The organism is Pseudomonas protegens (assembly GCF_003363755.1).
Taxonomy (GTDB): domain Bacteria; phylum Pseudomonadota; class Gammaproteobacteria; order Pseudomonadales; family Pseudomonadaceae; genus Aquipseudomonas; species Aquipseudomonas danubii.
The window spans coordinates 5,713,165-5,731,545 of sequence record NZ_CP031396.1; the positions used below are offsets into that span (position 1 = coordinate 5,713,165).

An 18,381-nucleotide genomic window follows, 5' to 3' on the forward strand; every position below is an offset into this window, starting at 1 on the left:
CACAAGCCCCGACATGTTCAGACCTCTGTTTGCTTTTATCGGCACGCGTTACACCCGTGCAAAGCGTCGCAATCATTTTGTGTCATTCATTTCCCTGACCTCGATGATCGGACTCGCCCTTGGCGTGATCGTGATGATCGTGGTGCTGTCGGTGATGAATGGCTTCGATCATGAAATGCGCACCCGCGTGCTGGGCATGGTGCCCCACGCCACCATCGAATCCGGTGAACCCATCAGTGACTGGCAAAGCCTGGCCGACAAGGTCAAGCAGAACCCGAAAGTCCTGGCGGTGGCGCCATTCACCCAGATGCAGGGCCTGCTGACCAACAACGGCCAGGTGCAGAAGGTGCTGCTCAACGCCATAGATCCTGGCAAAGAGCGGCAGGTGTCGATCATCGACCATTTCATGCAGCAGGGGCAGCTGGACGCGCTGGCGCCCGGTAGCTTCGGTATCGTCATCGGCGATAAGGCGGCCGCCAAGCTGGGGGTTGGCCTGGGGGACAAGCTGACCTTCGTTGCCCCGGAAGTCACGGTGACCCCGGCCGGCATGTTCCCGCGGATGAAGCGCTTTACCGTGGTGGGCATCTTTCATGTCGGCGCCGGCGAGATCGACGGCTACCTGGGCCTGACCAACCTGGAAGACCTGGGCCGCTTGCACCGCTGGAAGCCGGATCAGGTCCAGGGCCTGCGGCTGAAGTTCGACGACCTGTTCCAGGCCCCGCGCACCGCTTGGGAAATCGCTCAGCAGTTGGGCGAGAACCACTTCTACGCCCGTGACTGGACCCGTACTCACGGCAACCTGTACCAGGCCATCCGCATGGAAAAAGCCATGATCGGCCTGCTCTTGCTGCTGATCGTCGCGGTCGCTGCATTCAACATCATCTCGACCCTGGTGATGGTGGTGAACGACAAAAAGGGCGACATCGCTATTCTGCGCACCCTGGGCGCTACGCCGGGCACCATCATGGCGATCTTCATGGTCCAGGGCACGGTGATCGGTGTGGTCGGCACCTTGATCGGTGCGGTGCTGGGGATGCTCGCAGCCTTGAATGTCAGTGCTGCGATCTCCGCCCTTGAAGGTCTGATCGGCCATAAATTCCTGAATGCCGACGTGTATTTCATCGACTACCTGCCGTCGCAACTGATGGCCGAGGACGTGTTGATGGTCTGCGGCGCGGCATTGGTCCTGAGTTTCCTCGCCACCCTGTATCCAGCCTGGCGTGCGGCGCGCACCCAGCCTGCGGAGGCGCTACGTTATGAGTGAGTTGGGCATGAGTGAAAAAGCAATCCTGAGCTGCCGTGACCTGGGCAAGTCCTACGAGGAAGGTCCGGAATCGGTGGTGGTCCTGTCCGGCCTGCAACTGGAGCTGCATCCGGGGGAGCGAGTGGCCATCGTCGGTACGTCGGGCTCCGGCAAGAGTACCTTGCTCAACTTGCTGGGCGGCCTGGATACGCCCTCCAAGGGCAGCGTCTGGCTGGCCGGCGAAGAACTCTCGGCACTGGGTGAGAAGGCTCGCGGTCAACTGCGCAATCGCGCCCTGGGCTTCGTCTACCAGTTCCACCACCTGCTGCCGGAGTTCACCGCACTGGAGAACGTCTGCATGCCGCTGCTGATCGGCCGTACGCCGATTCCTGAAGCCCGTCAGCGTGCTACTGCGCTGCTGGAGCGGGTCGGCCTGGGTCATCGCCTGGAGCACAAGCCGGCCGAACTGTCCGGCGGTGAGCGTCAGCGGGTAGCCATCGCCCGGGCCCTGGTGAACCAGCCGGGGCTGGTGATGCTCGACGAGCCCACCGGCAACCTCGACTCGCACACGGCCCAGGGCATTCAGGACCTGATGCTGGAACTCAGCACTTCGATGCGTACCGCCTTCCTGGTGGTGACGCACGATATGAACCTGGCCCGGCAGATGGATCGCGTACTGCACCTGCAAGAAGGTCACCTGGTCGCCATCTGATGCGGCCGCACGCGGTGTCGGCGGCTGGCCCGTTGACACCGGGTCATTAATTTTTCCAGGGTGCCTTGCCCATGTTCAGACCCTTATCGATCTTTATCGGCGCGCGCTACACCCGCGCCAAGCGGCGCAATCGTTTTGTCTCGTTCATTTCCATGACCTCGATGATCGGCCTCGCCCTGGGCGTATTGGCGATGATCGTGGTGCTGTCGGTGATGAACGGCTTCCAGCGGGAAATGAGCTCGCGCATCCTTGGTATGGTGCCCCACGCCACCATCGTCGGGGTCAAGCCCATTGATGACTGGCAGCCAGTGGCCGCAGCGGCCCTGAAGAACCCGGAAGTCACTGCGGCGGTGCCCTTCACCGAGATGGAGGGCATGCTCTCCTACAAGGGGGCGATGCAACCGATCCAGATCAGCGGTATCGACCCGGCCCAGGAGGGCAAGGTGTCCATCGTCGCCCAGCATATTGTCCAGGGCAGCCTGCAAGACCTGAAACCCGGCGAGTTCGGTGTGGTGATCGGTGAGATCACCGCTCGGCGTTTCCGCTTGAATGTAGGCGACAAGCTGACCCTGATCGTGCCTGAAGTGAGCACGGCCCCAGGGGGTATCACCCCGCGTATGCAGCGCCTGAACGTGGTGGGGGTGTTCAAGGTGGGCGCCGAGCTGGATGGCTCCATGGGCCTGATCCATATGGCCGACGCCGCAGAGATGCAGCGCTGGCAGCCCAATCAGGTGCAGAGCGTGCGCCTGGCGGTCAAGGATCTGTATGCCGCGCCACAGGTGGCGGTGGATATCGCCAAGGGGCTGGGTGCGGACTTCCGCGCCGATGACTGGACCCACACCCAGGGCAGCCTGTTCAGCGCAATGAAGATGGAAAAGACCATGATCGGCCTGTTGCTGCTGATGATCGTCGCGGTGGCGGCGTTCAACATCATCGCCACCCTGATCATGGTGGTGAACGACAAGGGCGCGGACATCGCAATCCTGCGCACTATCGGCGCCACGCCGCGGCAGATCATGGCGATCTTCATGGTCCAGGGCACGGTGATCGGGATTGTCGGCACCCTGATCGGCGGGGTGCTAGGGGTCATTGCGGCGTTGAACGTGAGCGAGCTGGTGGGCTGGCTGGAGCGGATCAGCGGTCAGCAGATTTTCAGTTCGGATGTGTACTTTGTCAGCAACCTGCCTTCCGAACTGCAGGGTGGGGATGTGGCGCTGATTTGTAGCGCTGGGTTCATCCTCAGCTTCCTGGCCACTGTGTATCCGGCCTGGCGCGCATCCAAGGTCGAGCCGGCTCACGCTTTGCGGTATTCCTGAGGTCCGCTCTCGCCGGCAAGCCGGCTCCTGCCTGATTGGTGAAGGAGCCGGCTTGCCGGTGAACAGGCTCTCAACGCTTGCTCGGCAACTCGATCACGAAGCGTGTCCAGCCCGCTTCCGATTCGCAACGTATCCGTCCGCCATGGGCGCGAATGATCGACTGCGTGATCGCCAGTCCCAATCCTGCATGTTCACTGCTGCCCTCGCGTCGCGCCGGATCTACCCGGTAGAAACGGTCGAACAACCGCGGCAGTACCTCCCTGGCGATACCCTCTCCGCTGTTTTCGATGCTCAGGTTCAAGCCCTGTAGGCTGTCGCTGATCCGTACCTGGACCGATCCTCCAGGAGGTGTGAAGCGCAGGGCATTGTCCAGCAGGTTGGACAATGCCCTGCGCAGCATGCTGCGATCACCGATAAAGCCGGCATGGCCTTCACGGCTCAGGCTGACGTTTGCGTCTTCCGCCAGGGGGCCATAGAACTCCAACAGCATGTCGGTTTCCTCGGCCAGCTCCAGTGCTTCGCATTTCGGGGTCAGCAGTCCATGGTCGGCCTTGGCCAGGTACAGCATGTCGTTGACCAGTTGCGCCATCCATTGCAGTTCCTCGAGGTTGCTGTGCAGGGCTTCGCGGTAGTCCTCGATCGCTCTCGGGCGGGTCAGGGTGACTTGGGTGTGGGTCAGCAGGTTCGACAGGGGCGTGCGCAACTCGTGGGCAATATCAGCGGAAAAGGCCGAAAGGCGTTGGAAGGATTCCTCAAGGCGGCCGAGCATGGCGTTGAAGCTGCTGGCCAGGTCGGCCAGTTCGACGGGCATCTGTTCCTGGGGCAGGCGCTGGGTCAGGGAACTGGCGGAGACTCCTGCGGCCACTGCGCTCATGCGTCGCAAGGGTCGCAGGCCGCTGCGGGCGGCCCAGGCACCGAGCAGGGCAGTGGCCAGGGCCGAGAGCCCTACTGTGAACCAGATCAGGTGCTGCATGCGCTGCAGAAAGTGCTGGTGATGGGTGATATTCAGCAGCAGGGCCAGCTGTGGCGAGTCGGGTTGACCTGGCTTGAGCGGCGCGGAGTAGATCCGGTAGGCAGCACTGTTCAGATTCAGGCTGTGCAGGCCGGCTTCGCTGGGCAAGGAGGCGGGTAGGGCAGGGGCACTGTCGAACCAGAGTCGGCCGTCACTGCCGATAATCCGCAGGGCCAGGTCCGGTTGATGGCTCAGCTCGTCCTGCAGCCGTGCCTGATGTCGGGCAAAATCTCGGGCCTCGGTCACATCCTGCAAGACGCTGCGCAGGGCGATCAGCTTGCCGTCCAGCAGTTGCTGGTCCAGTTCGATGAAGTGGGCTTCGCTGGCGCGACTGAACAGCACCCCTGCAAATAGCGAGACCACGGCGGTGCAGGCGGCGAACAGCAGCGCCAGGCGTGCGCTGAGTGACAGGCGGCGCATCAGGCCGGACGCTCTTCGAGCACATACCCCATGCCGCGTACGGTATGGATCAGCTTGTTCGGGTAATCGTCATCGATTTTCAGGCGCAGACGGCGGATTGCTACTTCGATGACGTTGGTGTCGCTGTCGAAGTTCATGTCCCAGACCTGGGAGGCGATCAGCGACTTGGGCAGGACTTCTCCCTGGCGTCGCAGGAGCATTTCCAGCAAGGCGAACTCCTTGGCGGTCAGATCAATGCGCTGGCCGCTGCGTTCTACCCGGCGGCGGATCAGGTCCAGTCGCAGGTCAGCCAGTTGCAGGCTGGTTTCCTGGGTCATCACGCTACCCCGGCGCAGCAGGCTGCGAACCCGTGCCAGCAGTTCGGAGAAGGCAAAGGGCTTGACCAGATAGTCGTCGGCTCCCAGTTCCAGGCCGTGGACTCGGTCCTCCACGGCGTCCCTGGCGGTGAGGAACAACACTGGGATGTCCAGGCCGGCGCTGCGTACGGCCTGGAGGATCTGCCAACCGTCGCGCCCCGGGAGCATCACGTCGAGAATCAACAGGGCGTAGTCACCGGTCAGCGCCAGGTGCTGGCCGGTATTGCCATCCGCTACCAGCTCGGCATTGAAGCCGGCTTCGCTCAAGCCTTGGCGCAGGTACTGGCCGGTTTTCGGCTGGTCTTCGACGATCAACAGTTTCATGGTGGTACTCGTGGCTTGTGTAACCCGGGCTTTATACCTTGCTGGGGGGCAGGGCAGATCAAGCTGACAAAGTTGTAATCTAGCCGTCAGCTGGCTGGCAGCGCTGGGCCGTTAGAGTTTGCCACATGCTCAATCCTGATCTTGTTGGAGCCTGATGATGAATCTGCAAAACCTGTGGTTGCGACGCCGCTCGGCCCTGGGAGGCTGTCTGATGCTGTTGAGCGTACCGCTCTGGGCTTCACCGGCGGCCTCTTATGACTTCGGCCAGCCGGCCGCGGCCGCCAAGGCCACTCGGGTGGTCGAAGTGGTGATGGGCGATATGTCGTTCAATCCCAAGGTCCTGGAGATCAAGGCCGGCGAGACTGTGCGTTTTGTGTTGATCAACAAGGGGCAACTGCTCCACGAATTCAACCTGGGTAACGCGGCGATGCATGCCGAGCACCAGCAGGAAATGCTCAAGATGCAGCAAAGCGGGATGCTCACGCCTACAGCCATGAAAACCATGGATCACGCAGCCATGGGCCACGGCTCCATGGCGGGCATGGATCACGGCATGCAGCATGACGATCCCAACAGTGTGCTGGTGGAGCCTGGCAAGCAGGCCGACCTGACCTGGACCTTCAGCAAAAGCGGCAGCCTGGAGTTCGCCTGCAATGTTCCCGGGCACTACCAGGCCGGTATGGTCGGCAAGCTCACCGTCAGCCCTTAAGCGTTCGGGGCTCAAAGGCGGGAGCAAAGGCTGGTAGAATCCGCTGATTCTTCAGTCAGGTTTCCGCCATGCATCCCGCAGCCGAACATTCGCCGCTGGGCAAGTCCAGTGAATACGTTTCCACTTACACGCCATCCCTGCTGTTCCCGATTCCCCGGGCAGCAAAATGGGCCGAGCTGGGCTTGAGTGCCGATACCCTGCCGTATAAGGGAGTGGATTTCTGGAACTGCTTCGAATTGTCCTGGCTGCTGCCTTCAGGCAAGCCGGTGGTGGCCATTGGTGAATTCAGTATTCCTGCAGATTCGCCGAACATCATCGAGTCCAAGTCTTTCAAGCTGTACCTCAACTCGTTGAACCAGACCCCCTTCGCTGATCGAGCGACGCTTGAGGCAACTTTGCGTCAGGATCTCTCGGCCGCCGCAGGCAAGCCCGTAGGGGTGCGTATTCGCAGCCTTGGGGAGGTCGAGGCGCAAGGTGTGGTGGCACTGCCAGGCATTTGCATCGACGAGCTGGATATCAGTGTCGACAGCTATGAGCATCCGCGACCTGAGCTGCTGCGTTGCGATGATTCGCAAGTGGTGGAGGAAAGCGTGCACAGCCACTTGCTCAAATCCAATTGCCCTGTGACCAGCCAGCCGGACTGGGGCAGTGTCGTGGTGGAGTACCGTGGCGCGGCGCTGGATCACGCCAGCCTGCTGGCCTATCTGGTGAGTTTCCGTCAACACTCGGACTTCCATGAGCAATGCGTGGAGCGGATTTTCCTTGATCTGCAGCGGTTGCTCAAACCCGAGAAACTCACCGTCTACGCTCGCTATGTGCGTCGCGGCGGGCTGGATATCAATCCGTACCGCAGTACCGAAACCATGGAGTTCGCCAATCAGCGATTGGTTCGCCAGTAAGCAGAAGCCCCGCAAATGATGCGGGGCTTTGTTTTTATGGGGCGGTGTTATCGGGCGCTATCAGATACCGATGTTGCCCAGGGTCTGGACGATATTGCGCAGGGTTCCGGCGATGGCCGGATGTTCCAGTTCGAAGCGTTCCACTGCCAGGTTGACGCCGTCGGCGAGGCTGGCGTCGTGGGTGCTGGTCTCCAGCTTGAGTTGCAGTTCGATCTGCTGCATCAGTTCCTGCAGATTGGCGCGCTCGGCTTCCGAAAGCGGTGGGTTCTGCTCCAATTGCTCGCGCAGGGTATCGAGTTGTTCTTGCAGTTCGCGGGCAGGCATGGCGTTCTCCCTTTATTGATAGGCACAGGGATGGACCGCGCGTTTGAGGCAAAGGTCCATGCCCACGGCTTAGAGTAATCCACTCCCGGGCACTGTGCATGATCCTGATCAACAGGCTTATGTCAGGGTTTTTCACCTTTGAGCCGGCGCAGTTCGATGTCCGCCAGGCAGGTGTTCAGGTCCCCCAGGTGGTCGATGACCGAGTGCACCCCCAGGCCGAAGAGTTGCAGGGTGGCCTTGCCGCGCTTGAGTTCGCGCTCCTGCTGGCTCAGAGCCTGCCATTCACTAGGCGTCAGGCCGCACAGGGACCCGCAGGAGGCCAGACCTATGGTCCAGAGACCGGCGTTGAGCCCTGACTGCAGAAGTTGCGGTTCGCCGCTGACCAGTACACAACCCTCGAGGCGGGACACCTTGAGGGTCATCAGCGCCTGCCAGCAGGCGTCGGGAGCGGGCCAGGGAGCGGGGGCGGCTGGGGTGGGTTTGATCCAGTCGGGCAGGGCGGCGGCCAGGTGGCTGCTGCTGGCGCAGGGTAGTTGCTCAAGCCAGGCGCAGGGAATGCCCAGTTGTTGCAGATGACGCAAGGTGTCCAAAGCCCCTGGCGTGGTCCGGACCTGTTCCGGGCCAGGGTGCGTGGTGGTTTGCAGGCGCGTGCGCGCACCGAAATCCACCAGGCAGCCACTGAGGCCGAAGAGCACCGCGGTCAATGGCGCTGCAGTCTGGGCTAAGGCATCGGCGTGGGGCATATCAACGTCCTTGAAATTCTTCTCCAGGCTAGCCGGGGAAGATGACATGCAGGTGACAGTGAGGTGAATGCGAACAGGATTGATTGACTGATGCCTCCAGGCTGCTTGCAGTGATGCTGCCTAAACAGGCCTATCCGCTTTATACTCCTCGACCTAACCTCAGGGCATAGCCCCACGAGAGAACAATCCAAGGAGTTTCCTGCTATGCGCTGGAGCCGTTATCTAGTTCCGCTATGTATGAGTGCCGGTGTGACGCTGGCTCCCCTGGCCGCCCAGGCGGCCGAAGAGGACCCGTGGGAAAGCATCAACCGTCCCATCTTCACGTTCAACGACACCCTTGATACCTATGCCCTGAAGCCGTTGGCCCAAGGCTACCAGGCGGTGACGCCGCAGTTTCTGGAAGACGGTATCCACAACATGTTCCGCAACCTCGGTGACGTCGGCAACCTGGCCAACGACATCCTCCAGGCCAAGCCTCGTGCCGCCGGTGTGGATACTGCGCGCCTGCTGATGAACACCACGTTGGGGCTGGCGGGCTTCTTTGACGTCGGTACCCAGATGGGCCTGCAGCGCAATGACGAAGACTTTGGCCAGACCCTCGGCTATTGGGGCGTGGGCAGCGGTCCTTACGTGATGCTGCCGTTGCTGGGCCCTAGCACCCTGCGTGACGCGCCGGCCAAGTATGTGGACAGCTACACCTTGCCTTATCGCTACATGAACGACATCCCTGCGCGCAACATCACCATGGGCGTGAATGTGGTTGATACTCGTGCCAGCCTGCTGGCTGCGGACAAGCTGATTCGCGGTGATCGCTACACCTTTGTGCGCAATGCCTATCTGCAGAATCGTGAATTCAAGGTCAAGGATGGTCAGGTCGAAGACGACTTCTGATCGGGCGACTGTCTTGCAGAAACTGAAAAGGCGGCCATCAGGCCGCCTTTTTCATGGACGGAAGTTTTACTTCATCTTAAGGATTGTAAGCCCAAGTTTCTGGTCGCCACCCTCCTGTGAGTTGACCCAGACCACTTCGGTCTCCGCTTCCAGGCCTCTGAGGGCTGCATGTTCCGAGTCGATACGCACACTCAGTAGGTCGCCGACCTGAAATGAGCGAGGCGCCTGGACCTGCATGCCGCTGCTGGAAAGGTCAATGCAGACCGCTTCTATCACCTGTCCCTGGTGGATCAGCGTGACCTCGGCATCCACCCGCATACGGATGTAATCGCGCTTTTCACTGTAGTCACGCTGGTTCTGATTCATGGGTTCCATCCTGCGATTGAGTTGCGGTTTTAGCGGTTTTTATAACTCCCGGTGATTTGCGGTGTAAAGACGTCAGGCGACCATCGGCATGAGCTTGAAACGCCCCGCGGATGGGAGTACCGTCTGCGCCTTAGAAGGGCACCTCTGATGAGCGGGCGTGCAGGGCTGAAGGTCCTGGCTCCACTTCAGAGTGGCTAGAAAGCGAATCCAGTAGCGTGCGCCAGGCCTTGGGCCAAGCCACCTACGCCAACCTAATTCTGGCGCCGTTTGCCCACATGCAAAAAACCAGTGCCACGCTGCTGATAATCGATGACGACGAAGTAGTACGCGCGAGTCTCGCGGCCTATTTGGAAGACAGTGGCTTCAGCGTACTGCAGGCTGCTAACGGCCAGCAGGGTCTTCAGGTATTCCAGCGCGACAACCCCGATCTGGTGATCTGCGATCTGCGCATGCCGCAGATGGGCGGTCTCGAACTTATCCGTCAAGTGACCGAGTTGTCGCCGCAAACCCCGGTGATAGTGGTTTCGGGGGCGGGCGTGATGAATGACGCGGTTGAAGCACTGCGCCTGGGTGCGGCGGACTACCTGATCAAGCCTCTGGAAGATCTGGCCGTGCTCGAGCACTCTGTGCGTCGAGCCCTGGATCGAGCGCGCTTGTTGCTGGAAAACCAGCGTTATCGAGAAAAGCTCGAAGCCGCCAACCGCGAACTCGAGGCCAGCCTCAATCTGCTTCAGGAAGATCAGAACGCCGGTCGCCAGGTGCAGATGAACATGCTGCCCACCAGTCCCTGGTCGATTGATGAGTTTAATTTCGCGCACCAGATCATCCCTTCGCTCTACCTGTCGGGGGATTTCGTCGACTACTTCCGCGTCGACGAGCGTCGGGTTGCCTTCTACCTGGCTGACGTTTCCGGCCATGGCGCGTCATCGGCCTTCGTCACCGTGCTGTTGAAGTTCATGACCACGCGCCTGCTGTTCGAGTCCAAGCGCAACGGTACCTTGCCGGAATTCAAGCCTTCGGAAGTGCTGGGCCATATCAACCGTGGCCTGATCAGTTGTAAGCTGGGCAAACACGTCACGATGGTCGGTGGAGTTATCGACGAGGAGACTGGTTTGTTGACCTATAGCATTGGCGGGCACTTGCCGTTGCCGGTGTTGTACACACCAGACAGTGTGCGTTATCTGGAAGGGCGTGGTTTGCCGGTGGGGCTGTTCAACGAGGCTACCTATGAAGACCACATTCTGGAACTGCCCCCGGTGTTCAGCTTGACGCTGATGTCCGATGGCATTCTGGACCTTTTGCCCGAACCTACACTCAAAGAAAAAGAAGCGGCCTTGCCTGAACGGGTGAGAGCTGCGGGCGGCAGCCTGGATGGCCTGCGGCAAGTTTTTGGATTGGCCACGCTAGGGGAGATGCCGGATGATATCGCCCTGTTAGTGTTGAGCAGGAACCTTTAATGAGTACCGGTAGAATCCAGTTCGCCGAGCAGGACGGCACTTTTGTCCTGAAGTTCATCGGTGAAGTGCGCCTGACCCTGTGTTCGGCGTTGGATGCGACTATTGAGCGGATTTTCACTGCGCTGAATTTCTCGGCGATCGTGATCGACCTCACTGAAACCCGCAGCATCGACAGTACTACTCTGGGCCTGCTGGCCAAGTTGTCGATCCTATCGCGGCAGAAGGTAGGTCTATTGCCCACCGTCGTCACCACCCACGAAGACATTACCCGGCTGTTGCAGTCCATGGGCTTCGATCAGGTGTTCAACATCGTCGATCGTCCGATTCCTTGCCCGGAATGCCTGGCCGACTTGCCTTCCCAGGACCAGTCGGAAGAAGTGGTGCGGATTAAGGTCCTGGAGGCTCACAAGATCCTGATGGGGCTCAACGACTCCAACCGCGAAGCCTTCCACGATCTGGTGAACGCTCTGGAGCGTCACTGACTCGCTGAAACAACATGCGTAAAAAAGGGCGAACCTGTGAGGGTTCGCCCTTTTTGCGTTGGTACTGAGCAATCAGAGCTTGGCAGCCAGCAGGGCTTCGAGTTTTTCCTGGTCACGGGCAAACTGACGAATGCCTTCGGCCAGTTTCTCAGTGGCCATGGCGTCTTCATTGGAGGCCCAGCGGAACTGCGATTCGTTCAGGCTCTGACGGGCTTCGCCGGTCTTGCCCGGGCTCAGCTTGCGCTCTAGCTGGCCAGTGTCGGCTGCCAGCTTCTCGATCAGGTCTGGGCTGATGGTAAGGCGGTCACAGCCGGCCAGTTGCTCGATCTGGTTCAGGTTGCGGAAGCTGGCCCCCATGACTACGGTCTTGTAGTCGTTGGCCTTGTAGTAGTTGTAGATGCGTGTGACCGACTGTACGCCCGGATCATCGGCGCCGGTGTAGTCGCTGCCGTTGGCTTTTTTGTACCAATCGTAGATCCGACCCACAAATGGCGAGATCAGGAAGACTCCGGCCTCGGCGCAGGCCACGGCCTGAGCGAAGGAAAACAGCAGGGTCAGGTTGGTCTGGATGCCTTCACGCTCCAGCTTCTCGGCGGCACGAATGCCCTCCCAGGTGGAAGCGATTTTGATCAGCACTCGATCGCGTCCTACGCCAGCCTTTTCATAGAGTTCGACCAGGCGATGGGCGCGTTTGAGCATCGCGTCGGTGTCGAACGACAGCCGGGCGTCCACTTCAGTGGAAATACGACCGGGAATGACCTTGAGAATCTCCTGGCCGACAGCCACGCCAAAGCGATCGCTGGCCAGACCGACATCACCCTTGCAGTCGCTGACGCAAGCGTTCAACAGGTCGGCATAGCCAGGAATGGCTGCAGCCTTGAGCAGCAGCGAAGGGTTGGTGGTGGCATCCACCGGCTTGACCCGGGCGATAGCGTCGAAGTCGCCGGTATCGGCTACCACGGTAGTGATTTTCTTCAGTTGTTCCAGCTTGGAAGTCATGAGCGTGCTCTGTCCTATGGGTCTGATGACATTACCCGAGCGCTGTCAGGCGCTCAAGGGCGCGGAAGGCTTACAACGGCCCCAAGGGCGGAGGCCTGAAAACAGGTGTTTGAATGCTGGGGCGTGATTCAGGTAATTGAGATACCAAAAGCCACATCAGGTTCAACCCGGCTGATGGTTAACGCCCTTCAAGCAGTTGCCCGGCCTGATCCAGCAGGCCCAATGGGTCCTTGGTCTTGTGAATATCCACCGACAACAACTGGCGAAACTTGCGAGCCCCAGGGAAGCCCGTCCCCAGTCCCAGCACATGGCGAGTGATGTGGTGCATCGCGCCACCGCAAGCCAGATGCTCGGCAATATATGGTCGCAGTTGTGCCAAGGCCTCGGCCCGGGAAATGACCGGTGCGGTGCTGCCGAACAGCTGTTGGTCCACCTCGGCCAGCAGATAGGGATTGTGATAGGCCTCACGACCCAACATCACCCCATCAAAGGTCTGCAGATGTTCATGGCAGGCCTCCAGGGTCTTGATTCCACCGTTAAGGATGACTTCCAGCTGCGGGAAATCCGCCTTCAACTGTGCTGCCACGTCATAGCGCAGCGGTGGAATATCCCGATTCTCCTTGGGCGATAGCCCTTCGAGAATCGCGATCCGCGCATGCACGGTAAAACTGGTGCAGCCGGCATCCTGGACCTGGCCGACGAAATCACACAGTTCGGCATAACTGTCACGACCGTTGATCCCGATTCGATGCTTGACCGTCACCGGAATCGACACCGCATCGCGCATGGCCTTCACGCAATCGGCCACCAGCGCCGGATGCCCCATCAGGCAGGCGCCGATCATATTGTTCTGCACCCGATCGCTTGGGCAACCGACATTCAAGTTGACCTCGTCATAACCATGCTCCTGGGCCATGCGCGCGCAGGCCGCGAGGTCCGCCGGGTTACTGCCGCCCAGTTGCAGTGCCAAAGGATGTTCGGACTGGTGATAGCGCAGGAAGCGCTCATGATCACCGTTGAGCAGCGCACCGGTGGTAACCATCTCGGTGTAGAGCAGGGTGTGTTTGGACAGTAGACGCAGGAAGAATCGGCAGTGACGGTCTGTCCAATCCATCATCGGCGCCACGGAGAAACGACGGGAAAAGGTTTGCTGTAAGGAGGCTTCGTTGTTCAAGGACATGAGGTTCTGCTTTGAGACGTTACGGCGGCAAATGAAGCAAGCTTCTTCGCATCGTGAACAAAAGATCTGATAGCGCGGAGTTTATCAGGAAAGCGCAGGGGCAATTTGTTTGTCCCCGGGATGGACGGGGGACGATTGGTGAGTCATCGAGTTACGCCGACTATCTGCCTCAACCGCACCGCAGAGTAGTACCCCACCATTGCGCCGAACCTCAGCCATACCCCCGCGCAAATGCACCAGGAAAGAACCTTCGGATAATCATCACGAAAGAACTTGCCATAGAAGCGGATCATGCCTCGATGTTTATGCCATTCGACGAACAACGGGCGTGAGCGGCTGCAGGCGCCCCAGGCGTGAAAGATCTTTGCCTGGGGCACGAAGCAGACTTTCCAGCCCTCATGGCGAAAACGCATGCACAGGTCCAGGTCTTCGCAGTGCAGGAAATAGCCTTCGTCCCAGCCGCCGACGCTGTCCAGGGCTTCGCGTTTGACCAGCATGCAGGCGCCGGAAATGGCTTCGACGTTGGTTGGTCGGGTCGGCAGGGGCTCGCGGTGCAGGAGAAAGTCGGAAAACAAGCGGGGTGACAGCCAGGCCAGACCCGAGAGGTTGAGGGCGCGAACCACCGCTCGGCGTGGGGTCGGAAAGACTCGGCGACCACCGGGCTGCTCGCTACCGTCGAAATTGCACAGCAAGCCACCTGCCATGCCCAGGTCTTTGGAGTGGCACAAGGCGCCGATCAGTCCTTGGAGCGCCCCGGGTTGCAGCACGGTGTCGGGGTTCAGGAACAGGATATGGGGCTGCGTGCACTGTGTGGCGCCGAGGTTGCAGGCAGCGGCAAAGCCAGTGTTGCTCGGGTTGCGCAGGATACTCAGGCGTTTGTCGGCACCGTAGCGGGTCAGCACCCGTTGCAGGCTGTCGTCGTGGGAGGCGTTGTCCACCAATACCAGTCTGCCGACACCCTGTGCCAGCACTGAGGCGACACACTCTTCCAGCAGAAGGCCAGCGTTGTAGTTGACCACCACCACGTCACAGGATTGCGGCATGGGCCACCTCGAAACGTTTCGTCCAAGAGTTGGCCTCGCGGAACTGCAGGGTATTCGCCAGCGGCTCGCTGAACGCCAGGGCTTGGCGCATCACTTGGGGAATGTCCGTGGCGGTATCGCTGAGAAAAACTCCCGGTGTATGACGGCGAACACTCATTTCGCCAAAGTCGGTGCTGACCACCGGCAGGCCCAGGGCCCGGTATTCGTAGTACTTGATCGGATCGACAAAACGGGTGATGTCGTTTCTCTTGAACGGAATCAGCCCGACATCGAATTTGCTCATCGCCGCCAGTGCGGCTGGGTGCGACAGTGCCGGTAAGCAGCGGATGTTGGCGGCTAGGGCCGGAGGTGAGGTGCCGTGTTGCGGGCCTATCAAGCGCACCTCGGCTTCCGGGAAGGCCTGGGCCAGGGCGAGGATGAAGTCCCAGTCGAACCACTTGGCGAGGGTGCCGATGTAGCCGAATACGGGGCGCGTGGCATGTGCTGTGGATCGGCACAGTGGCAGGGAGGGCAACCGTTCGCTGGCACAGCCATTGAGTAGCAGGCGTGCATTGACCTGCTGCTGCAACCAATAGTGCTGCAGGTTCGAGCAGGAGGTCAGGGCGGTGGTCACGGCTCTGGCCGTTTCGCGCTGGCGTTGCTGCATGGCGCGCCGGGACCAGCCGCTATAGAAAGCCGGTACGTTGTCCATCACGTCGTAGAAACTGCTGACGAAGAGCGGCTCGCGCAGCAATTGCAGGGCCAGTCGCGAGGGCTTGCCGATGCCTAGCTGGGTCGGTCCCTGAGCGAAGTGCCTGACCTGCTGCATCAGGCGCCCCCAGAACAGTCGATTCAACCACCCCGAACCGGGCAAGGGCTCTATCGGCAGGGCTCGGGGACGGATCAGGGTCAACCAGTCGGGCACCGGTTCGCTGGGAGGGGCTGGGGAGTGCTGCAGCAGGTCGCGGGGCACCGGGAGGCGAGTGGGGTAGGGTTCGATCCACAGCACCGGAGCCCGGGTGCTGGCGTGGAACTGTCGAACCAGTTCCTGGGGCCGTTGGGCGAAACTGTGCCAACTGACAGGCGACAGATAGACCAGTTTCATGGCTCCTCCCTGGAGGTGTGCGGGACCCATGGGCGGTTCCATTTGGCTTCGTAGAAAGCCTTGTTGCGGTTGAACAGTTGCTGGCGCTGGCTTCCGGGCATCAGTTCGAAGGAGGCGGACAGGTGGTGATGAATGAACACGTCCTCGGCGAAGGCACAGGACAAGCCGGCTTGCTCGACCCGGCGGCAGTAATCGTCGTCCTCGAAAAAACCCAGCCCGAAGGCTTCGTCGAGGGGGCCTAGGCGTTGATAGGTTGACCTGGACATCATCACCGCGAAGAAACCGAGGGTGGCGCAAGGCACGCTCAGGCCGGCGTGGCGCCAAGTGTATTGGCGGGCACGGATGGCCATCTCCCGTGAGTCCTGATAGCGGATGTCGATCTTCGCTTCATTGCCGATGTTGTTGGTCACCGGTCCGATCAGGCCGAGCCCCGGGTCGCGCTGCAGGTGGCGGCGCAGGGTTTGTGCCCAGCCGCTGGTGACCTGGGTGTCATTGTTAAGCAGTGCCAGGAACTCGCCCTTGGCCAGGGCCAGGCCCTGATTGTTGGCGGCGGCAAAACCCCGGTTGCTGTTGTTGAGAATCAGCGAGTGTCCGCTGTTCGCTGACCAGTGCTGGAGGAATTCGACGCTGCCATCGGTGGAGGCGTTGTCCACGACGATGATTTCCAGTGGCTCGCTCAGGGAGTCGGCAGTCAGGCTCGCCAGGCAGTCCCGAGTGAACGCCAAGTTGTTGTAGGTCACCACTATCACGCTCACCAGCGGTTGAGAGGCAACATTCTCTGTCAGGTTAATCAGGGCCTGTACCCGGTGTTGCCAGGTTTGCTGCGCGGCGAAGGCCTGGCGTTGGCGAGAAGCAGCGCTGCATCCAGGTTCCTGCAACGCCCGGGCGATGGCATTGATAAACGCGGGCGTGTCCTCGGCGATGGCGACCTGTTGCTTGAATTCGTGCAATTCAGGGAGATCCACCGCCACCACCGGTTTACCGGCGCTCAGGTACTCGTAGACCTTGACTGGGTTGGTGGCCAGGGTTAGCGGTTCGATGCGAAACGGCAGGATGCAGACGTCGAAAGCCTGCAGGTAGGCGGACAGCTGCGCATAAGGAATCTCGCCCGTGAGCTTGATATTGGCGTGGCCCCGCAGGCGCGCGCCGATACCTGCGGTATCTGCGCCAATCAGCAGCACGGTGCAGTGGGCAAAGGCGCTGGCTATGGCAGACACCAGGTCTACGTCGAACCAATGGGCTAATGCCCCGTAGTAGCCGATCACGGGACGTTTTTGCGGATCTTGATAGCGGCGTTCCGTGGGTGTTGAGAAGTAGTCGAAGTCGGCGGCGTTGCGCAGAATCGCTCGCTGCTGTGCAGCTGTCCTTGGCCTTTGCGGGTGCCAATGTTGTTCAAGCCATGCCGAGGCAAACAGCACCACATCGGCTTCGCGGATCAGGCGGCACTCCAGTTGTTGCAACTGCGCGGCGTTGTTGCCAAATCCCTGATGGTGATCCATGCAGTCATAGACCACACGACTGTTGGGCAGCACTCCCGCCACGGGAGCCCAGAACGGGTGCTGGATCAGCGATACCACCTGGGGCGAATTCGCCCAACTCAGGAGTTCACCGATGCTGCGCCGTAACTGCCAGATCAAGGTTTCATCCGGTACTGCGTGGTAAATGATCGGTGCGGTGTGGGCAAAGAGCCGGACTTCGAACAGGCGCCCCGTTTCATCAAGAGGGCGCAGTGTAAAACCGTCGCGAGGGTCATCCTCCAGAGCGGCCGAGATGTAGAACACACGGCGTCCGCCAAGGCTCAACTGCTCGGCCAGCTGTTGCGGGCGCTGGTGTCGAAAATCCCAGTCGATGACGCCCCAGAATACGTAGTCGGGCGCATTCGCCAGCGGCTCCTGCAAGTTGCAAAGTGGAGGTTGAAACAGACTGTCGGCTATTACGTCGCGGTGCAGGGCTCGTCGTACTGATGTCATTTGGCGATAGATTCGACCCAATAGGACGCGCAGAGGATTGGGCAGTGGCAGTCTCCGATAGGTGTTGCGCAGTTGCCTGAGTAGTGCTTTGGGGTCAGGCCGTGGCATTCCCGGTTTCCTTTGGGGCGATAACGTTGCCAATCAGGTTTGCGTGCGCTTTAGCCATGAGGCCCTTCATAGTCATGCAGAGGAGTCTGGTCTGCGGCTGGCCACATCGAACTCAGAGAGCCGGGACGGTAGAAGGTTACGGTCATGCTGCGGCGTGAGGTCCGGCAGTTGTCCACTACCTGTGATACGGCGTGCCATGAATGTTCGGCACGCACCAGGACGGCAGAGTTACCGACCAGGGGTGGGATCACCGCTACCACATCCGTTGGATCTGCAGAGCCGAGGATGTTCAGGCAGCCACCCTCTTTGATGTTCCAGGATTCGTTGAAATACAGGATATGGGTCACCAGCTTGTCGCTGAGGTCGGGATGAGGACCCAGGCAGGCCTGCGGCCCGTAGTGGAATACATTGATTTCCATGGGGGCTGTGCGCAGGTCCAGGTCGGTCAGTGTCGACATCGCCAGGCGATAGGCCGCAGAGCTCAGTTCTGTCGCCAGTGCCAGCCATGCGGGGCTCAGGCCTTCAGGGTGGACGATGCGCCCAGTCCCCATTTCCACCAATTGTCGCGCCTGGTACTCATAGTCTTTTTCTCCGCCATATCCATACACTCGCTTGAAGGCGTCATGGGGGTAGGTCGCTGCCAACGCCGCGGCGTCTTGCGCTGTGTACAGGCCATCGATCTGGCCCCAGCGGAAAGGTTGATTGTGCAGTGGCTGTTTGGTGAGCCTCGTCAGATCTAGCAT

General features: G+C 60.3%; 19 protein-coding genes. 8 read left to right on the forward strand and 11 right to left on the reverse strand.

Features of this window, described 5'->3' with window-relative positions:
• Positions 1 to 13 precede the first annotated feature (13 nt).
• From DWF74_RS25910 to DWF74_RS25920, 3 genes are all read left to right on the forward strand, one after another.
• A complete protein-coding gene (locus DWF74_RS25910) occupies positions 14 to 1,264 on the forward strand; it encodes a lipoprotein-releasing ABC transporter permease subunit (protein WP_102863763.1) in 1,251 nt (416 codons plus the stop codon).
• A 7-nt stretch (positions 1,265 to 1,271) separates the two neighbouring features.
• Positions 1,272 to 1,955 (forward strand): lipoprotein-releasing ABC transporter ATP-binding protein LolD, encoded by a 684-nt coding sequence (gene lolD / locus DWF74_RS25915; RefSeq protein WP_162884123.1) that lies wholly within the window; start codon positions 1,272 to 1,274, stop codon positions 1,953 to 1,955.
• Positions 1,956 to 2,026: 71 nt separating this feature from the next.
• Positions 2,027 to 3,271, forward strand: a complete 1,245-nt coding sequence (locus DWF74_RS25920; RefSeq protein ID WP_115581967.1) for a lipoprotein-releasing ABC transporter permease subunit — start codon at positions 2,027 to 2,029, stop codon at positions 3,269 to 3,271.
• Between the two features lie 70 nt (positions 3,272 to 3,341).
• Here the strand turns inward: DWF74_RS25920 and DWF74_RS25925 are convergent, their stop codons facing one another.
• Both DWF74_RS25925 and DWF74_RS25930 read right to left on the reverse strand, forming a co-directional pair.
• Positions 3,342 to 4,703: a heavy metal sensor histidine kinase gene (locus tag DWF74_RS25925; RefSeq protein WP_115581968.1), complete on the reverse strand. Its 1,362-nt coding sequence runs from the start codon at positions 4,701 to 4,703 to the stop codon at positions 3,342 to 3,344.
• Positions 4,703 to 5,383, reverse strand: a complete 681-nt coding sequence (locus DWF74_RS25930) for a heavy metal response regulator transcription factor (RefSeq protein ID WP_102863759.1) — start codon at positions 5,381 to 5,383, stop codon at positions 4,703 to 4,705. Before DWF74_RS25930 ends, DWF74_RS25925 begins: the two co-directional genes overlap by 1 nt.
• Before the next feature lie 157 nt (positions 5,384 to 5,540).
• On the opposite strand from DWF74_RS25930, the gene DWF74_RS25935 reads away from it, so the two are divergent.
• Together DWF74_RS25935 and queF are read left to right on the forward strand one after the other, a co-directional pair.
• Positions 5,541 to 6,092 carry a cupredoxin domain-containing protein gene (locus DWF74_RS25935; RefSeq protein WP_115581969.1) on the forward strand — a complete coding sequence of 184 codons (552 nt, stop codon included), beginning with the start codon at positions 5,541 to 5,543 and terminating at the stop codon, positions 6,090 to 6,092.
• A gap of 68 nt (positions 6,093 to 6,160) precedes the next feature.
• Positions 6,161 to 6,991, forward strand: coding sequence for an NADPH-dependent 7-cyano-7-deazaguanine reductase QueF (gene queF, locus DWF74_RS25940; RefSeq protein ID WP_102863757.1), 831 nt, complete (start codon positions 6,161 to 6,163; stop codon positions 6,989 to 6,991).
• 60 nt (positions 6,992 to 7,051) lie between these two features.
• Here the strand turns inward: queF and DWF74_RS25945 are convergent, their stop codons facing one another.
• Together DWF74_RS25945 and DWF74_RS25950 are read right to left on the reverse strand one after the other, a co-directional pair.
• Entirely contained in the window at positions 7,052 to 7,315 is a 264-nt protein-coding gene (locus DWF74_RS25945; protein WP_102863756.1) for a DUF4404 family protein, read from the reverse strand.
• A 122-nt stretch (positions 7,316 to 7,437) separates the two neighbouring features.
• Entirely contained in the window at positions 7,438 to 8,058 is a 621-nt protein-coding gene (locus DWF74_RS25950) for a phosphatase (protein ID WP_102863755.1), read from the reverse strand.
• 204 nt (positions 8,059 to 8,262) lie between these two features.
• Here DWF74_RS25950 and DWF74_RS25955 point away from each other — a divergent pair, with 204 nt between their 5' ends.
• Positions 8,263 to 8,949: an MlaA family lipoprotein gene (locus DWF74_RS25955; RefSeq protein ID WP_102863754.1), complete on the forward strand. Its 687-nt coding sequence runs from the start codon at positions 8,263 to 8,265 to the stop codon at positions 8,947 to 8,949.
• A 66-nt stretch (positions 8,950 to 9,015) separates the two neighbouring features.
• Here DWF74_RS25955 and DWF74_RS25960 read toward each other — a convergent pair whose 3' ends face one another.
• Positions 9,016 to 9,315, reverse strand: a complete 300-nt coding sequence (locus DWF74_RS25960) for a PilZ domain-containing protein (RefSeq protein ID WP_115581970.1) — start codon at positions 9,313 to 9,315, stop codon at positions 9,016 to 9,018.
• A 275-nt stretch (positions 9,316 to 9,590) separates the two neighbouring features.
• Between DWF74_RS25960 and rssB the strand changes: the two genes are divergently transcribed.
• A complete protein-coding gene (rssB, locus tag DWF74_RS25965) occupies positions 9,591 to 10,772 on the forward strand; it encodes a two-component system response regulator RssB (protein ID WP_102864100.1) in 1,182 nt (393 codons plus the stop codon).
• Positions 10,772 to 11,254, forward strand: a complete 483-nt coding sequence (rssC, locus tag DWF74_RS25970; protein ID WP_102863752.1) for an anti-sigma factor antagonist RssC — start codon at positions 10,772 to 10,774, stop codon at positions 11,252 to 11,254. The genes rssB and rssC overlap by 1 nt, the downstream gene beginning before the upstream one ends.
• A 72-nt stretch (positions 11,255 to 11,326) precedes the next feature.
• Here rssC and tal read toward each other — a convergent pair whose 3' ends face one another.
• The 6 genes from tal to DWF74_RS26000 all read right to left on the reverse strand — a co-directional run bounded on the left by tal (position 11,327) and on the right by DWF74_RS26000 (position 18,381).
• Complete coding sequence (gene tal / locus DWF74_RS25975) at positions 11,327 to 12,253, reverse strand: transaldolase (RefSeq protein ID WP_102863751.1); 927 nt, start codon at positions 12,251 to 12,253, stop codon at positions 11,327 to 11,329.
• 178 nt (positions 12,254 to 12,431) lie between these two features.
• Entirely contained in the window at positions 12,432 to 13,433 is a 1,002-nt protein-coding gene (gene dusA, locus DWF74_RS25980) for a tRNA dihydrouridine(20/20a) synthase DusA (protein WP_115581971.1), read from the reverse strand.
• A gap of 143 nt (positions 13,434 to 13,576) precedes the next feature.
• A complete protein-coding gene (locus DWF74_RS25985) occupies positions 13,577 to 14,476 on the reverse strand; it encodes a glycosyltransferase family 2 protein (protein ID WP_102863705.1) in 900 nt (299 codons plus the stop codon).
• The gene (locus DWF74_RS25990; RefSeq protein ID WP_115581972.1) at positions 14,460 to 15,560 is read right to left on the reverse strand and encodes a hypothetical protein; all 1,101 of its coding nucleotides are present in this window, start codon (positions 15,558 to 15,560) and stop codon (positions 14,460 to 14,462) included. Before DWF74_RS25990 ends, DWF74_RS25985 begins: the two co-directional genes overlap by 17 nt.
• Positions 15,557 to 17,530 (reverse strand): glycosyltransferase, encoded by a 1,974-nt coding sequence (locus tag DWF74_RS25995; RefSeq protein ID WP_240321963.1) that lies wholly within the window; start codon positions 17,528 to 17,530, stop codon positions 15,557 to 15,559. Before DWF74_RS25995 ends, DWF74_RS25990 begins: the two co-directional genes overlap by 4 nt.
• A 158-nt stretch (positions 17,531 to 17,688) precedes the next feature.
• Positions 17,689 to 18,381 carry a 2OG-Fe(II) oxygenase family protein gene (locus DWF74_RS26000; RefSeq protein ID WP_102863702.1) on the reverse strand — a complete coding sequence of 231 codons (693 nt, stop codon included), beginning with the start codon at positions 18,379 to 18,381 and terminating at the stop codon, positions 17,689 to 17,691.